We start from the raw sequence: 15,949 nt of genomic DNA on the forward strand, positions 1-15,949 counted from the left end.
TCGCAAATTCGGCGGGCGGCATGTCCGCCGGCCGAACGGACCGACGGAACGCTCAGCCGCTGCCGATGCGCGTGGCCTCGGGCGGCAGGACGGTCAACTCGCGCCAGTCGAGCTGTTCGAGCAGGAAATTGTAGTCCTCGTCGCTCAGCTGGAACGCGAGGCGACAGCGTTCCAGCTCGGCGCGCTGCGCCGCCAGGGCGGCCAGCGACAGCTTGCAGTGCCGCTCCATCGCATCGCCGCGCGGCGGTTCGTCCAGCGCGTCGATCTCGACCTGGAACAGCGCGGCCAGGCGCCTGCCCTCCTCGCTGCCTTCGTTTGCCAGCCGGCTCAGCGCAGCATGCGCCAGCCCCCGCCGCACGGACAGCAACTCGCGCTCGGTCACCGCGCGATGGTCCAGCCCGAGCAGCCGGATCATCGGCGCCAGGGTCAGCCCCTGCACCACCAGCGTGGCCAGCACCACGCCGAAGGCGGCCAGCACCACAGTGTCGCGCTGCGGGAAATCGGCGGGCAGGATGAACGCGGTGGCCAGCGTCACCAGGCCGCGCATGCCGCACCAGCCGGCCAGCGTGGCCTGGCGCCAGGTGGCGGGCTCGTCGCGGCCCTGTCGCCGGCGGTACCACGCCACGCCGCGGTTGAAGCTCAGCGCCACCGCCAGGCGCGCCAACACCACGATGGCGATGACGAGTCCGGCGAAACCCAGCGCATGGCGCAGGTGATCGCCGCTCATGTCGCCGATGATCCGCCGGGCCTGCAGGCCCATCAGCAGGAAGGCGAGCACGTTGAGGACGAATACCACCACGTTCCACACCGCGTACGACTGCACGCGCAGGCGCGGCGAGGTCGGGGATGGCCGCGAGGCGATGGTCATCGCCAAGGCGACCACGGCTAGCACGGGCGACAGGTGCAGGTGCTCGGCCACGATCCAGACCAGGAAGGTATTGACGAACTGCAACAGGTTGCTGTCCAGCGCGCCGGTGACGAAACGGGTCATCTTCGGCATCACCCACGCCGCCAACATGCCGAACGCCACGCCGCCGGGTGCGGCCAGTGCGAAGCCGCCGAGTTGGGTGGCGGTGAGGCCGCCCGAGGTCTGCGCGGTCAGCGCGGCGCCGAACAGCAACAGCGCCGCCGCGTCGTTGAACAGGCTTTCGCCGCGCAGGATCGCGTCGGTGGCGCGTGGGATGGCCATGCCCGAGAGGATCGCCGTGGCCGCGGCCGCATCCGGTGGCGCGACGATGGCGCCGAGCACCAGTGCGGCGGCGAACGGAAGGCCCGCACACGCCCAGCCGGCCCAGGCGACCAACAGCGCGGTCACCAGCACCCCGCCCAGCGCGAAGATCACCAGCGGTACCCAGAAGCGCTTCGCCGTGGTGAGCGGAAAATCGAACGCGGCATCCATCAGCGCGGGGGCGATGAACAGCGGCAACGCCGTCCGTGGATCGATCGGGAAGTCCGGCGCACCCGGCAGCAGTGCCACGCCGACGCCGGCCAGGGCCAGCATGGACGGGTACGGCAGCGCGAGGCGTCGCGCCACCTGCAACAGGACGATGGCCGCGAGCAGGAGCAGCAGGAGGCTTTCGAAAAGCGTCACGTCGGCGGCGGTCCGGGCGGCAAGTCGATGCAGGCTACCCGGCGAGCCCGCCGTGCTCAAGCACCGGCGGATGCCTCGGACCGACGCCGGTGCCGCGCACCGCTCAGCGATCGCCAGAACCACGTCGCCATCATCACCGCCAGACCGATGTTGACCACCACCTCGCCCGGCCACACCTTGCCGTAGCTGATGTCTTCGAAGCCGACGCGGTCGGCAATGATGCCGAGGATGTTGGCCAGTGCACCCGCGGCGATGAAAGCGTGGCTGACGCGGTTCACACGGCGCAGCGTGCGATCGGTGAGTAACCAGCACCCGGCCACCAGCATGACGCTGCTGCAGGCCAGGTCGCCGTAGAGGAACACGACCGGATTCATTGGGGGTCGCCTCCCGCGATGCGGTCGATCATGCGATTGGCGAGCGTCTCGCCGCGCGAGTCGATCAGCCGCTGGGCGATCATCGTCACGCGCAGGCCGAAGCAGCCGATCAGGAAAGACACGCCGGCGTGGATCTCCGCCGGCGAATCGGTGAGGAAACGCCGCTCGACGGCGGGCCCCAGAAAGATCGCCATCATGGCACCGCACACCACCTGCACGACGGCACGCTTGCGCGAGGCCTCGTTGCCCAGGGCAACGGGGAGGACGGCGCCGCCCACGGCCGCCAACAGCAGCCAGAAGCGGGTGAACAGAACGACGGTATCCATGATGACGACCTCCTGGGGATCAGGGTGAGGGAGCGGGCGTCAGCTTGCCGCGCCAGGTGGAACGGGGGCCGTCGAAGATCAGGTCCAGTTCCTTGGCGGACACGCTGGTGAAACGGAGATCGCGGTTAAGCACGCCGTCGCAGAACCGACCACCGTTGATCGACGGCCGGAAGCGGTAGACCGATGTGGCGCCGTCCTCCTTGAGGAACGCGGCGGAGACGTCGCACGACAGCGGCTCGTTGAAGTGCACCTTCACCAGGTTCGGCACGAAGGTCATCTGCAACGCGACATCGGCATTGGACTGTTGGATCAGGCCGCGCCAGGTGCCCTGCGGCTGCGCGGCCAGGGCGATGGCGGGAAACAGGCCGAACAGCGCGATGCCGGCCAGGGTTTTGACGGAGGTGGAATACATCGGGTTTTCCTCTGGAGGTGATGGTAGGTGGCCCAACCTAGCGGGCCAGCCACACGGTAACGCCGGTGATTCCGGCAAGAACGATGAAGCCGGCAAGCAGCCACAGGACGCGATGGCGCGGCTTGCGTGGTGGCGGTCCGGGCAAGGCGGCGACCAGCGCGGCCTCCCAGTCGGCGGACAGCCGCATCACGGTGAGCTTGTCCATCAGCCCGCCTCCTGCGACGGTACGGCCACCGGTCGTCCATCCAGCGACACGCTCGGCTGCCAGGCATCCGCCGCGCGATAGCCGATGCGCAGGCGATGCAGGGGACGGCGTCGCCACCGGCGCGGCGGCGCCGGGTGCAGGTCGACCACCAGGGCCGTGACGCCATCGCTGCCGCGCTCGTAGCGCAGGCGGCAGTCGAACGCCACGGACAACTCGGTGACCTGCGGCATACGCGGATCGCGAAACCAGCGCAACGGCAGCACCACGGATTCCAGGGGCGCATCGGCGCCGGCATCCCGCGGCACGTCCACGTGCAGGGCATCGCCGCCGGCATCGCCGGCCGCGTAGTGCGCCAGCCGGCGTCGCCGCAGGGCTTCATTGGCCGCTTCCACGGACACGCGCAGCGCGAACAGCAACTGGTCGAACGTGCAGGTGGCCATGCGCCCTACCCCTCGCCCAGCCACGCGGGCTTGCGTGGAAAGCCGACGTGGTAGCACAGCCATTGCAGCACCACCTGGTGCTCGCCGACCTGCAGGATGGTGAAACTCTTTTCCGTGCCGATGATGGACCCCTTGGGTGAATCGGTCAGGCATCGGTTGAGCAAGGCGCGGGCGTCTTCCACCTGCGCCTCGGTCTGCATCTGGTTAGGGTTGTCGCTGCCGACAACCACGCGTTTGACGAACTTCACGTCGGTCAGGTCGAACATCCTGTGTCTCCGGAAGGAATCGCGACGACCTCGCGGGCGCCGCGATCCATGGTGGGATCGAACGGCTTACGGACCGGTGCCGGTGCCGGCGGCAGGCGTGGTGGCGGGACCGGTCACTGCGGCCGGCGCGGTACCCGGCACGGCCACCGGCGCACCGACCTTGCGCGGCGCGCAAGCGGTCTGCAGGATGTCCATGACGCGTGCCAGGCCTTCGGGCATGCCCCCGTCCTCGGCGTGCACCTCCACGTGGTAACGCGCCGAGTTGTCGGACTTGCGGGTGTTTTCCTTATGCGTGGCGACCGAACCGGACACCTTCGCCGTGGCCTTGAACACGCCCCAGCCGATCGACATCTCGGCGCTGAACTCGCCCTTCTTGTCTTCACTTTCGGTCTGGCTGAAGGACGATTTCACTTCCATGTCGAACGTGATGTCGACGCGGGTGACGCTGAGGTTGGGCACCTTGACGATGGCCAGCAGCGGCACTTCCAGCTCGACGTCTTCCTCGGCGATACCGCCGGCGTTGGTGGGATCGTCCACGGGGCGCTTGAAACGGAACGTGGCGGTACGCGTGGCGCCCACGCCGGTCGGATCGTTCGCGGGCGGCGGCAGGAAGCCGATGACCTTGATGAAATCCGCGGTGGCCTGGGCCAGCTTGACCTGCGCTTCGCAGGCGGCGCTGAGCGGCGAACCGATCAGGTCGCCCATGGGCAGACCCTTGAACTGACTGGACATGTTGACGAGTTCGTCAGCCATGGTGTGACTCCTTGCAATGGTTGACGCGACGCACGGGATGCGCGGCGCGGTTCATCCCGGCCGACAGGTCAGTCGTCCGGCGTGAACGTCTTGAAGACCCCCTGGGTCTGTGAGAGGTGGTTCATCAGCCGCGCGGCACCGTCGGTGGGCTCGCTGCCTTCGACGCGGAGCTTCACGTGCACCGAGCCACCGCGACGGTCGTTGCCGCCGGCCGCCGGGTCCACGCGCAGGTGCGGGCGGGCCACGGCGCTCTTGCCTTTCCAGCCGGGCTCGTGCGGATCGTCGTCGCTCGGCGGATTGCCTTCCACGATCGGACCGATGTCCGCGTCGAAGGTGATCTCCACGTCCTTGATCCGCAGCACGTTGGTCGAGACCAGCGGCAGGATCGGTGCGCGGTACAGGTCCTCGTCGTCTTCGCCGGCCTTGGGATGCAGCGACGGCATGCGGATGACGACGCTCTTGGGCCGGTTGTCCTCGTCGAAGAAGTCGCTCAGGTGCGACATCTGGTGTTGCTCGATGCGGTCCTGCGCATCGACCACCGCGCCGGCGATGGCTTCGATCAGCGTGTTGAGCGAGGTCTGCGCGGCCATGGCTCAGCGACCTCCGGCCGCGGTGGGCGGCAGGTCGGGGAACGAATCCACGCGCGCCAGCCAGCCCTTGAGGAACTTGGCCAGCGACGGGCGCTGCGCCACCAGGGTGTTGTAGTAATCCTTGCGGCCCTGCTTATAGGCCGTATAGACCGCCACCGCGTTCAGGCGGCCCAGGGCGGCCATCGTGCCGGCGCCGATCACGCCGTCCACCGTGAGTTGCGGCGTCGCGCCCTGCGCGTTCAGCAAGCGCTGCAGCAGCTTGGAGGCGTTGGCGCCCGCATTGACCTGGAAGTCGAAGACGATGTTGGCCAGCGGTTGCAACGCGATCTCGTCGCCGTGCACCTTGTCCCAGTACTGCGCCTTGTAGATCCGCCCCGCGTCCGCATCGCTCAGCGCGCGCAGGTTGTCCAGCGAGGGCTCGATGCCCAGCAGGCTTTTTGCATAGCGCTGGAACGTGGCCAGCGTGATGCCCTTGTTGGTGGCGCCGCCCGGGTCGGCCGGGTCGTTGACGAAACCGCCCTCGTGCCGCAGCAGTGTGGGAAAGAAAAGATTGAAGTCGGCCATGCTGTGATCTCCCGGTTCGACGCGATGGCGTCGGTGGGTTCACTATCCGTTCGCGGACCGATGCGCGGGATCGGGAAAAGCCTGATTGCCGTGCCTGCGCGTGCTGATCGGCGCGCATTACGGCTCCAGCGTGGTCAGGCCTTCGCGCAGGGCATAGCGCGTGAGCAGCGCAATGCCGTTGATGCCCAGCTTGGCCATGATGTGTTCGCGGTGCGTGCCCACCGTCTTGACGCTGACATGCAGGCGCTCGGCAATGTCACGCGCGCTGAGGCCTTCGGCGAACAACTGGGTGATCTCGCGCTCGCGCGCGCTCAATGCCTCGCGCGGCGCGAACGCAGGGCCGTCGTGGCGGCGAAGGCCGTCCACCAGCAGGTGCGCGATATCGGGGCTGATGAAATAGCGCAGGCGCATCACACTGTCGATCGCCTCGCGCAGCACGTCGAAGCCGTCGCGCTTGAGCACGTAGCCGTGGGCGCCGGCGTCGAACGCGGCGCGCACCCAGCGCGAATCGTCGTACGCGGACAGGCACAGCAAGCGGGTCTGCGGACAGCGCGGCGCGATGCGGCGGATCGCTTCCAATCCGCTGAGCCCACGCATGGCGCAGTCGAAGACGATCAGGCCCGGCTGGTGGCGCAGCGCATGGCGCACACACTCGCGGCCATCGGCCGTGCTGCCGGTCACCTGGTAGCGCGGCGAGCCTGCCAGCAGAGCGGACACGCCCTCGCGCAGCAACGCCTGTTCGTCCGCCAGCAGGACGGTGATGGGCATCATGCGCCCCACCTCGCCCGCACGCCGGCGCGAACGCACATGAAAACACCGCCATGACTGACGGTGCTGCAGTGATGCGAATCCATCCTCGACCCCCTCGGTGGACGTCGTGCCGGCCCCCGTGGCCGGCCGGACGTGACAGCCGCGCAACGTTCCGCGGCTGCCGCCAAGGTATGTCGTGGCGTCCATCGGCCGTATCGGCCAAATGCTGATTTTTCGGCGCCGTCCTGCCGGTTACGGGTTCTTGCGAGCCGCCGCCCGCGCGGCACGCAGTGCCTCGAGCTTTTCCCTCAGCTTGGTCTCGAGTCCGCGATCCACCGGCTCGTAGAAGGTCGTGCCGACCAGGGCATCGGGCAGGCACTGCTGGTCGAGGGCGATGCCGCCCTCCACGTCGTGGTCGTACTGGTAACCGGTGCCGTAGCCCAGACCCTTCATCAGCTTGGTCGGCGCGTTGCGCAGGTGCATCGGCACGTCCAGCGTGCCCATCTGCTTCACGGTCGCCTTGGCCTTGTTATAGGCCATATAGGCGGCGTTGCTCTTGGGCGAGATGGCCAGCCAGATGGCCAGTTGCGCCAGGCCCAGTTCGCCTTCCGGGCTGCCCAGGCGCTCGTAGGTGTCCCAGGCGTCCAGGGCCATGCGCCAGGCGCGCGGTTCTGCCAGGCCCACGTCTTCCACGGCCATGCGGGTCATGCGTCGGGCGAGGTACAACGGATCGCAACCGCCGTCGAGCATGCGGGTCAGCCAGTACACGGCGGCATCCGGATCGGACGAGCGCACGGATTTGTGCAGCGCAGATATCTGGTCGTAGAACTGCTCGCCGCTCTTGTCGAAGCGGCGGGTGCGGTCGGCCAGCACCTGCTCCAGCGTGGTGTCGTCGATACGGCCGTCTTCGGCCAGTTCGGCGGCGATTTCCAGCAGCGTGAGCGCGCGGCGTACATCGCCGTCCGCGGCACTGGCGATCAGTTTCAGCGAGGCCTCGTCCACATCCAGCGCCAGTTCGCCGAGGCCACGCTCGGTGTCGGCCAGCGCGCGATGCAGCGCGGCCACGATATCGTCGGGGCTCACCGAGTCCAGCACGTGCACGCGGCAGCGCGACAGCAACGCGGAGTTGAGTTCGAAGGACGGATTCTCCGTGGTGGCGCCGACGAAGATGATCACGCCGCGTTCGATGTGCGGCAGGAACGCGTCCTGCTGGGCCTTGTTGAAGCGGTGCACCTCGTCCACGAACAGCACGGTGCGGCGGCCCTGCGCGAAGTTGCCCTCGGCTTCGGCCAGCGCCTTGCGCACGTCCGGCAGGCCGCTCATCACTGCGGAGATCGCCCGGAAATCCGCATCGGCGTAACGTGCCACCAGCAGCGCCAGGGTGGTCTTGCCGCAGCCCGGCGGCCCCCACAGGATCATCGAGTGCACCTTGCCCGCTTCCAGCGCGCGGCGCAGCGGCTTGCCCTCGCCGGCCACGCGCTGCTGGCCCACGATCTCGTCGAGGGCGCGCGGGCGCATGCGCTCGGCCAGGGGCTTCAGCGCTTCGGGTTCGGCGAACAGGCCGGGGGAGGAGAAGGACATGACACTCGCGGGCGGGGATGAACACGCATTATCGCGCGTTCACCGTGCACAGTCCCTCAATCATCCGGTGGCGGCGTTCCCGGCTTCGGCTTGCGCAGCAGGCTGGCCGCCATGCCGACGATCACCGCCGCGCCCAACAGCAGCACGATCCACAGCAGCGGACGGCTCCAGTCCAGCGGCACCGCGGGGGCCGCGAGGGCCTGGCGACCGCCCTGCTCCTGCGACGGGCCCAGCGTGGTGCGGTCGGGACGCCAGGCGGCCCCTTCGCTCTTGCGCAGCGCGGCGATGGCGTCGTCCACCGGCCAGGCCGGCCGCCGCGCACGCGCGCTGCCCACCAGCAGGCGCCAGGGGCCGTTGCCCTCGGGCAGGAAGACGAAGCGGTCCGCGCGCCAGCCCACCGAGAAATGCGGCGGCTCGCGCAGCGGCGTGGCCGAATGCAGGCGGATCAGATCGCGGCGACGCGGCGTCACCTCCAGGGGACGATGGCCCTCGGTGCCGTCCGGCGTGACCACGAGCGTACCCAGCGCCTCGCTGCTCAGGCTGTCCTCGACGGCGGAGGCATCCAGCCGGGCCACGCTGTCGCTCTTGCCCAGCGTCACACGCACGGCGCTCACGGGCAGCGCGGCCGGCAGGCGGTAGTCGTAATCGACGCCCTGCCCACTGCTGCGCGTGTCGGTCACGGGCACGTCCAGCCAGTGCAGCACGGGCTCGTCCCTGGCCGAGGCGTCCTCGACGGTGCCGGACAGCGTCACCGCGGCGGTGCCGTCGGTCGGCCAGGGCGCGTCGCCGCCGGTCACCCGCACCCGGAAATACCGGGCCGCCGGGCCCGCCAGCTTGACCACGCGCGCGTCCACCGCGTCGGCGTCCTTGCCCAGCGTGACCACGGACGCACCGCGCACGCGTGGAGTCCAGTCCTGCAGGTCGCGGCTGACGTCGATGTCCACGGTGAGGTTCACGTCGTGGTCCGGCCGGGGAAACTCCAGCCGTTCCGGCGCGACCTCGTCGTGCGCGTCGAACAGCCACGTGCGCGGCGTACCGCTGGCCGGCGCGCTGCCCGGCTCGATCACGATGTCGCCGTTGGTGCTGCGCTGGATGCGCGCGCCCGGCACGCCGTCCACCGCGGAAGGCACCGCGCGCAGCGGCGCGTCCAGGGTCACCGGATGCGACGTCGGGTCGGCGGCGCGGTACGGGCCGGTCGCCACCTGGCGACCCTGCGCATCGACCACCACCACGTCGCCCAGGCCCGCGTCGCGCACGGCCCAGGCATAGGCGTCCTGCGGCAGCTCGACCAGATAGGCCTTGCCGCCGGGCGGCGCGACGATCGGCCAGGCATAGGCGAACGCCTCGGGCATTTCAGCGCGGGCGCCCAGGGTGAACAGACTGGCGATGAGCAGGCAAACCACGTCACGACGCATGCGGCGGCTCCGGAACGATGGCCGCACCGTCTTTGGGCGGCGCGGGGGCGAGGTAACCGATGACCGTGCAGAGCAGGCCATAGGCGATGAAGGAGGCGATGCCGAACAGGTTGCCCAGGTGGCCGCGGTCCACCAGCAGCAGCTTGAGCAGCACCACGCCCATGCTGCCGGCGCCGGCCATCCAGAGCAGCCGCTGGCCACGGCGCGAGCCGAGCACCCAGGCAACGACGCCGATGATGCTCCACACCACGGTGAGCGACAGTTCGGCCAGGCTGGACGACGGCATGTCGCCGTTCCAGGGCACGCCGCCGAGGTGGTGCACGGTGCGCAACGTCATGCTGGTGGCGACGACGAAGAACGCGATGGCGAGCACCGCCGGACGCGCGCGCACCACGCCGGGCGGCATCACCGCGTCCGCCATGACGCGGGCGAGGAACAACCCCTCCGCCACCAGCAGCAGATCGATCGGATTGAACAGCGGGATGAAGGGCAGCGGGTGAGCACCGCCCGCCGCGCCCAGCGCGACGAGGCCGACCGCCGCCATCGCTATCAGCATGAACGCGCCGACACTCAGGCGCAGATCGCGTACGTAAGCCACCAGCGGCGAGGCGATGACGCGCGGTCGCCAGACGACGAGCGCCGCGACGAGCAGCGTCGGCACTGCGCAGGCGAGGATCTGCCAGCCCTGACCCACGCGCTCCGCACCATCCAGCGCGAGGCCGATGGCGGTGGTGAACAGCGCCAGCCAGCGCAGCCACCACAGCGTGCCGCTGGCGACGGCGGCCACCCGGTGCTGGCTTTCGCCACGCATCGACAGCCAGCCGGTCACGGCCATCATCGCCACCGCCGCGAGCGGCCAGCCCACCAGCCACTGCATGCCGGCGCTGCTCGCCTGCAGCACGAGCAACAGCGTGGCCAGGAAGGACACCGGTACGGCAAACGCGAGCACGACGCCCAGGTCCAGCTTGCGCACGCGCGGGCAGGCCAGCGACAGCAACCAGCCGGTGGAGGACACCAGCGCCAGCCACGCGGCGTTCTCGTCGGTCGCCCCGAAAGACGAACGATCGATCTCGCGCCCGAAGCCGACGTACCACCAGAGCACCGCCCAGAACAGCAGCCCGATACGCGCCAGGCCGGAGATACCGCGCGACGCGCCATGGCGATCGAACTGCCACACGCCCACGCCCGCACCGACGACCAGGAGCAGGCAGCCCACGAAAGGCGCGTTGAGCAGCGGCGTGTCGAGCGAGTGCACACCGAAGGACAGCGCGAGGAACCACGCCGCGCCCGCCACCAGCTGCAGGAACACGCCCGACCAGCGCGGCAGGCGCCGCCCCTGGCGGAAGCCGAGCCAGATCAGGCCCGCGCCTTCCAGCGCGAAGACGCAGGCGGTGACGCTCGCGCTCAACGCCAACGGCACGGCGATGGTGGCGAAGGCGACGGCCAGCACGGCCCAGGTCTCGCGCAGCAGGCCCATGTCGTCGCGCTTGCGGATCGCGAAGGCGATGGCGATATAGATGGCCGCGGCGACCAGGGCCGAGATCGCCAGCGGCATCGGCTCCCAGTCCAGCAACGCCCCCTGCAACAGCAGGCTGGCGATCGGGTTGCCGAACATCAGGCAGCCGTCGAGGATGGCGCGGCCGCGCCGCGGCGAGCGCAGCACGTGCAGCCACGGCACGATGAGGTACAGCAGGAAATGCAGGATGAGGAAGGGTTCGGTGCTGGCGAACAGCGACGGGCTGTAGCGCAGCACGCCCCACGCCGTGCCCACGCCGAACGTCGCCACGAAGCCGAGCACGTTGAGCACCCGCCATGCCTTCTTCCAGGCGATACCGAGGATGCCCAGGTTGAGCAGCGCGTAGTAACCGAACAGGGCGACATGGTTGCCCTGCCCCGACGACGCGATGATCGGCGCGGCGAACCCGGCGATCAGGCCCAGCACGGCGAGCGCCAGCGCATCCTGCAGCACCGCCAGCACGCCCATGCCGGCGACGAACACCACCAGCAGCGCGAAGGTCGGCGTCGCGTCCAGCAGACCGTAGAGGCGGTACGCGGCGAACACCGTCATCACCAGCACGCCCAGCCCACCACCCTGCAAGGCCAGCGCGAACGCGCGGCGCCGGTCGCGCTGCACCCAGCCGAACGCCACGCCCGCGATCGCCGCCAGCGCCACGAGGCTCAGCCGCACCGACACCGGCACACGCAGCATCCCCGTGTCCGACGCGTACTTGAGGAACGCCGCCACGCCCGCGAACAGCACCAGCATGCCCACCTTCACCGGCACGTTGCCTTCGGTGAACCAGCGCTTCGCTGCCGTGATGGCGCTATCGAACCAGGAGGGGCCGGTGGGCACGCGCGCTGCGGCTGCCGTCCACGCGTCGCTGACGACAGGGGCGGACATGCCATCGGCGGCGACACGTGTCGTGCCCGGTAGCGGTGGCATGGCGGGCATGTCGGGCATCGGGGGCACGGGCGGCGTCGACGCGCTGGATGCGCTGGACCCGTTGGACGCAGCCGACGCCGCCGTGCTGTCCGGCCACTGTGCCGGCACGGGCACCTCCGATACAGCAGGCGACATCATCGAGGGCACTGCCGGTGCTGGCGCCGTCAGCGCTTCCACCCGGGCTTGCATGGCGTTGAGGTCACTGCGCAGCTGCGACGTCCGCGCCAGCAGCCAGCCGATGGCAGCGCCCGCAACCCCACCGGTCCACCCTTGATCTACCAGACCACCGATGACCGCGCACACCAGAATCCAGACCACCACCATGCTCCGCCCCTCGCTCACATATCCGTATAGGCAGGGAGTCTGGCATGAAATGCCAGACTCCGTAGGAGCGCACGATGTGCGCGATCCCTCAGCCCCGCACTGCGGCGAAAGAAGCCACCCGCCCGCACAGGCAGGCGTTTCCGTGCATCCAACGTGCGCTCGTCAGACGCCCGGAACCGCTCCCACCGTTGCGACGGTTGGCATCATTCGGCATAGCCGCGGTGAGGGATCGCGCACATCGTGCGCTCCTACGGGCACATTGCGTGCAGGGGCCGCAGATCGCAGCGGCCGTCAGCACGCGGCGTTTATTTAACCGGCTGCGTCTGCAACACCGGCGCATCGCCGATCACATCGGTGCCCTTCGGCGGCACGAACTCGAACGTGCCCGCGGGAATCGCGACATTCTTCTGCCACCCGGCGAACGAGATCTGCGTGGTATTCCCCAGCTGGTCCTTGAACGCCATCCGCGCCAGCCCGCTCGCGTCAAAACCGAGGTCGGCAAAGTCGAACTGCGGATCCTTGCTGGTGGATTGCAGGCGCAACCAGACCAGGCCGTCATGCTCGCCCTGCTCGGTAACCTTGAAATCCTTGTCCATCTGCGAGAGGTCGGTCAGCACGGTGAGCGGGCTCTGCGCTTCCTCGCTGCTCTGCCGGCGAACGGTGACCTGTTCCAGGTCGGGGTCGTACAGCCAGACGCGGCTGCCGTCGGCGACGATGGTCTGCTTGTACGGTGCCGTGGTTTCCCAGCGGAACTGGCGCGGCGCCTGCAGCGCCAGCGTGCCCGAGCTGACCTTGCCCTGGTCGCCATTGGCATTGGCCAGCGTCTGGCTGAAACGCCCGGTGAGCGCATGCAGCCCCGTGGAGAACGCATTCAGGCGCTCTCGGGCCGCGCCGGTGGTGGCGAAGGTCGGCAGGCTGAGGAGGGACAGCGTCGCGGCGAGCAGCAGACGTTTCATAGGGGGGGGATATCCTGGGGAAGCAGGCATGGTGGCGAGGGTTAGGCGTAAAGGGTAAAGCGTCAGTCGAGCACGCACACACAACGCCCGACCCGTTGCACGTCAATCTACATCGTCAACGCTTAACACGGGACGCTGGACGACCAACGCCCTACCGGTCCGTTTCAAACAGCGACTTGAGCATATCGATGGCTTCACCGGGGGAAATCTCGCCGGCCTCCATCTTCTCGCTGATCTCGGCGATGGCCTTGCCGTCGCGATGCCAGAACGGCGCCGCGCGGGTGGCGGTGTGTGCCGGGCGCGTTTCCTGGCCCAGCACCACGATCTCGGCGATATCCGACTGCTCGGCGAAGATCACTTCCAGCGCGTCGTCGATCTCGCCGGTGTGCCCTGCCGGATAGTCACGGGTGACGAAGCAGGCGCGGCCGTCGTCGGCGCGCAGTTCCAGCCCGGGAATGGACGGGTTGAGCTCGAAGACACTGGTCACCTCGTCGAGCACCTCGGCGGTGGGCACGAGATCGCCGGTGACGAGGAGGCTCCAGGGGCGCTGGCGTAGCACACCCGGCTTCATGGTGTTCATGGTGGGATCAATCCTTGGGCGGCGGCGGAGCCAGCACTTCACGGTTGCCGTTGTGCTGCGGCGCGCTGACGATGCCGTCCTGCTCCATCTGTTCGACGAGGCGGGCGGCGCGGTTGTAGCCGATGCGCAGGTGGCGCTGCACGCCGGAGATGGACGCGCGGCGCGTTTCCGTCACCACGCGCACGGCGCGGTCGTAGAGGGCGTTGTCGCTGTCGCCATCGCCGTCGGCATCCTGCGGCAGGCCGGCGTCGTTGATGATCTTGCCGTCGGCGGTGGACTGCACTTCTTCCAGCACACCCTCGATGTAGTTCGGGGCACCCTGCGCGCGCAGCCATTCCACGACATTGTGCACCTCGTGGTCGTCGACGAAGGCGCCGTGCACGCGCTCGGGCGTGGCCGTGCCCGGCGGTAGGTAGAGCATGTCGCCGTGGCCCAGCAGGGCCTCCGCGCCGGACTGGTCGAGGATGGTGCGCGAATCGATCTTGGACGAGACCTGGAAGGCGATGCGCGTGGGGATGTTGGCCTTGATCAGGCCGGTGATGACGTCCACCGAGGGGCGCTGCGTGGCGAGGATCAGGTGCACGCCCGCAGCACGCGCCTTCTGCGCCAGGCGGGCGATCAACTCTTCCACCTTCTTGCCGACGATCATCATCATGTCGGCGAACTCGTCGATGATGATGACGATGTGCGGCAGCGGCTCCAGCGGATCGGCCTTCATCGAGGGCATGTCCGGGTTGGCGCGGAACAGCGGATCGAGCAACGGCTGCCCGCTGCTTTCGGCGTCCTTCACCTTCTTGTTGAAGCCGCCCAGGTTGCGCACGCCCACCGCCGCCATGAGCTTGTAGCGGCGCTCCATCTCGGCCACGCACCAGCGCAGCGCGTTGGCGGCTTCCTTCATGTCGGTGACCACGGGCGCCAGCAGGTGCGGGATGCCCTCGTAGACCGAGAGCTCCAGCATCTTCGGGTCGATCATGATCATGCGCACGTCCTTGGCGCTGGACTTGTACAGCAGGCTGAGCACCATGGCGTTCACCGCCACGGATTTACCGGAGCCGGTGGTGCCGGCAACCAGCAGGTGGGGCATCTTGGCCAGATCGGTAACCACGGCCTTGCCGCCGATATCCTTGCCCAGCGCCAGCGCCAGGGGCGACTTCACCTGGTCGTAGCGCTCCGAACGGAGGATCTCCGACAGGTAGACGATCTGCTTCTTGGTATTGGGGATTTCCAGGCCGATGACGTTCTTGCCGGGAATCACGTCCACCACGCGCACGCTGACCACGGACAGCCCACGGGCGATGTCCTTGTCCAGGCTGGACACCTGGCTGCCGCGCACGCCGGCGGCGGGCTCCAGCTCGAAGCGGGTAATGACGGGACCGGGATAGACCCCGACCACGCGTGCCTCGACCTTGAAGTCCTTCAGTTTCAGTTCGACCTGGCGCGACAGCACCTCCAGGGTTTCCTCGGAGTACCCGGGGCCCTGCGGCGGGGCTTCGTCCAGCAGCGACAACGGCGGGATCTCGCCCTCGATGGACGCGCCGGTGAACAGGGGAATCTGGTTTTCGCGGGTGGCCCGCTCGCTCTTGACGACCATCGGCGTGGGCGTCTCGATGCGTACCGGCTCGCGTTTGGCCTGCTTGACCGCTTCGGCCTTCTTGACCACCTCGCGCTCCGCACGGGCGGTACGGGCGGCCATCACATCGGGCGCACGACGCATCTTGCCGCCGAACCAGCCGCCCAGCCGCACCACGCCCTGCCCGGTCACGTCCATCAGGCGGAACCAGGACAGGCCCGTGGCCAGGGTGACGGCGATCAGGAACACGGCCAGCAGCAACAAGGGCGCGCCCTTGTCGCCGAACGCGGCATGCACCCCGCGACCGACCCACTTTCCGACGATGCCGCCCGCGCCTTCCGGCAGCACGGGGGAATCGACGTTCAGGTAGACCAGCGCGGGGCCGGTGATGAAGAAGAACACGAACCCGATCAGGCGTAGCGAGGGCTCCCACGGGGCGACGTGACGCTCGCCCCGCTGGCGGATCACCTGCACGCCCAGGGCCAGCAGCAGCAGCGGAAAGCAGTACGAGACCAGGCCGAAGATATAACGCAGCAGATTGGCGATGTTGGCGCCGACCGCGCCACCGAAATTGGTGGCATGCTCGGCAACCCCCATGTGGCCCCAGCTCGGGTCCTGGTCGTTGTAGCTGATCAGGCACACGAGCAGGTACAGCGCGAGCGGGAGCACCAGCAGGGCTCCCGCTTCACGCAGGCGGCGCTTGAGCTCATCGCTCAAGCCCTCGCGCTGGGCCTTGATCTGCGTCCTGGCCTGTTTCTTGACGACTTTCGCGCTGCGCGCCACTTAGCAGACGACCTCGGATCGGGTTT

The 15,949-nt window shown here is 68.8% G+C and carries 16 protein-coding genes and 1 pseudogene; all 17 read right to left on the minus strand.

All coding sequences use genetic code 11. From position 1 onward, the window contains the following. Positions 1–52: 52 nt before the first annotated feature. Positions 53–1,591, minus strand: a complete 1,539-nt coding sequence (locus tag FA89_RS15405; RefSeq protein WP_036144552.1) for a cation:proton antiporter — start codon at positions 1,589–1,591, stop codon at positions 53–55. A gap of 56 nt (positions 1,592–1,647) precedes the next feature. Continuing rightward, entirely contained in the window at positions 1,648–1,965 is a 318-nt protein-coding gene (locus FA89_RS15410) for a hypothetical protein (protein ID WP_036141870.1), read from the minus strand. After that, positions 1,962–2,291, minus strand: coding sequence for a hypothetical protein (locus tag FA89_RS15415; RefSeq protein ID WP_036141873.1), 330 nt, complete (start codon positions 2,289–2,291; stop codon positions 1,962–1,964). Before FA89_RS15415 ends, FA89_RS15410 begins: the two co-directional genes overlap by 4 nt. Positions 2,292–2,310: 19 nt before the next feature. Further along, positions 2,311–2,703: a hypothetical protein gene (locus tag FA89_RS15420; protein ID WP_036141875.1), complete on the minus strand. Its 393-nt coding sequence runs from the start codon at positions 2,701–2,703 to the stop codon at positions 2,311–2,313. Positions 2,704–2,740: 37 nt separating this feature from the next. Beyond that, entirely contained in the window at positions 2,741–2,908 is a 168-nt protein-coding gene (locus FA89_RS20305) for a hypothetical protein (protein ID WP_185754407.1), read from the minus strand. Then, positions 2,908–3,348: a hypothetical protein gene (locus tag FA89_RS15425; protein ID WP_036141877.1), complete on the minus strand. Its 441-nt coding sequence runs from the start codon at positions 3,346–3,348 to the stop codon at positions 2,908–2,910. The genes FA89_RS20305 and FA89_RS15425 overlap by 1 nt, the downstream gene beginning before the upstream one ends. A gap of 5 nt (positions 3,349–3,353) precedes the next feature. Continuing rightward, positions 3,354–3,614, minus strand: coding sequence for a hypothetical protein (locus FA89_RS15430; RefSeq protein WP_036141880.1), 261 nt, complete (start codon positions 3,612–3,614; stop codon positions 3,354–3,356). Between the two features lie 135 nt (positions 3,615–3,749). Beyond that, positions 3,750–4,367, minus strand: a pseudogene (locus FA89_RS15435) (DUF2589 domain-containing protein); the annotation flags it as partial. 68 nt (positions 4,368–4,435) lie between these two features. After that, positions 4,436–4,957, minus strand: coding sequence for a DUF2589 domain-containing protein (locus FA89_RS15440; RefSeq protein ID WP_036141881.1), 522 nt, complete (start codon positions 4,955–4,957; stop codon positions 4,436–4,438). A gap of 3 nt (positions 4,958–4,960) precedes the next feature. Then, entirely contained in the window at positions 4,961–5,521 is a 561-nt protein-coding gene (locus FA89_RS15445; RefSeq protein WP_036141884.1) for a glycoside hydrolase family 108 protein, read from the minus strand. Between the two features lie 117 nt (positions 5,522–5,638). Then, entirely contained in the window at positions 5,639–6,292 is a 654-nt protein-coding gene (locus tag FA89_RS15450) for a response regulator (RefSeq protein ID WP_221174323.1), read from the minus strand. A gap of 231 nt (positions 6,293–6,523) precedes the next feature. After that, positions 6,524–7,852, minus strand: coding sequence for a replication-associated recombination protein A (locus tag FA89_RS15455; RefSeq protein WP_036141886.1), 1,329 nt, complete (start codon positions 7,850–7,852; stop codon positions 6,524–6,526). A 56-nt stretch (positions 7,853–7,908) separates the two neighbouring features. Further along, on the minus strand, positions 7,909–9,267 hold the full coding sequence (locus tag FA89_RS15460) for a DUF3999 family protein (RefSeq protein WP_036141889.1): 1,359 nt from the start codon (positions 9,265–9,267) through the stop codon (positions 7,909–7,911). Beyond that, on the minus strand, positions 9,257–12,034 hold the full coding sequence (locus FA89_RS15465) for a DUF2339 domain-containing protein (RefSeq protein ID WP_036141892.1): 2,778 nt from the start codon (positions 12,032–12,034) through the stop codon (positions 9,257–9,259). The genes FA89_RS15460 and FA89_RS15465 overlap by 11 nt, the downstream gene beginning before the upstream one ends. A 305-nt stretch (positions 12,035–12,339) precedes the next feature. Further along, on the minus strand, positions 12,340–12,990 hold the full coding sequence (gene lolA, locus FA89_RS15470) for an outer membrane lipoprotein chaperone LolA (RefSeq protein ID WP_036141895.1): 651 nt from the start codon (positions 12,988–12,990) through the stop codon (positions 12,340–12,342). A gap of 151 nt (positions 12,991–13,141) precedes the next feature. Next, on the minus strand, positions 13,142–13,570 hold the full coding sequence (locus FA89_RS15475) for a hypothetical protein (RefSeq protein ID WP_036141897.1): 429 nt from the start codon (positions 13,568–13,570) through the stop codon (positions 13,142–13,144). Positions 13,571–13,577: 7 nt separating this feature from the next. Beyond that, a complete protein-coding gene (locus FA89_RS15480) occupies positions 13,578–15,923 on the minus strand; it encodes a DNA translocase FtsK (RefSeq protein ID WP_081916661.1) in 2,346 nt (781 codons plus the stop codon). Between the last annotated feature and the right edge of the window lie 26 nt (positions 15,924–15,949).

The sequence above is a fragment of the Luteibacter sp. 9135 genome, assembly GCF_000745005.1.
Classification (GTDB): domain Bacteria; phylum Pseudomonadota; class Gammaproteobacteria; order Xanthomonadales; family Rhodanobacteraceae; genus Luteibacter.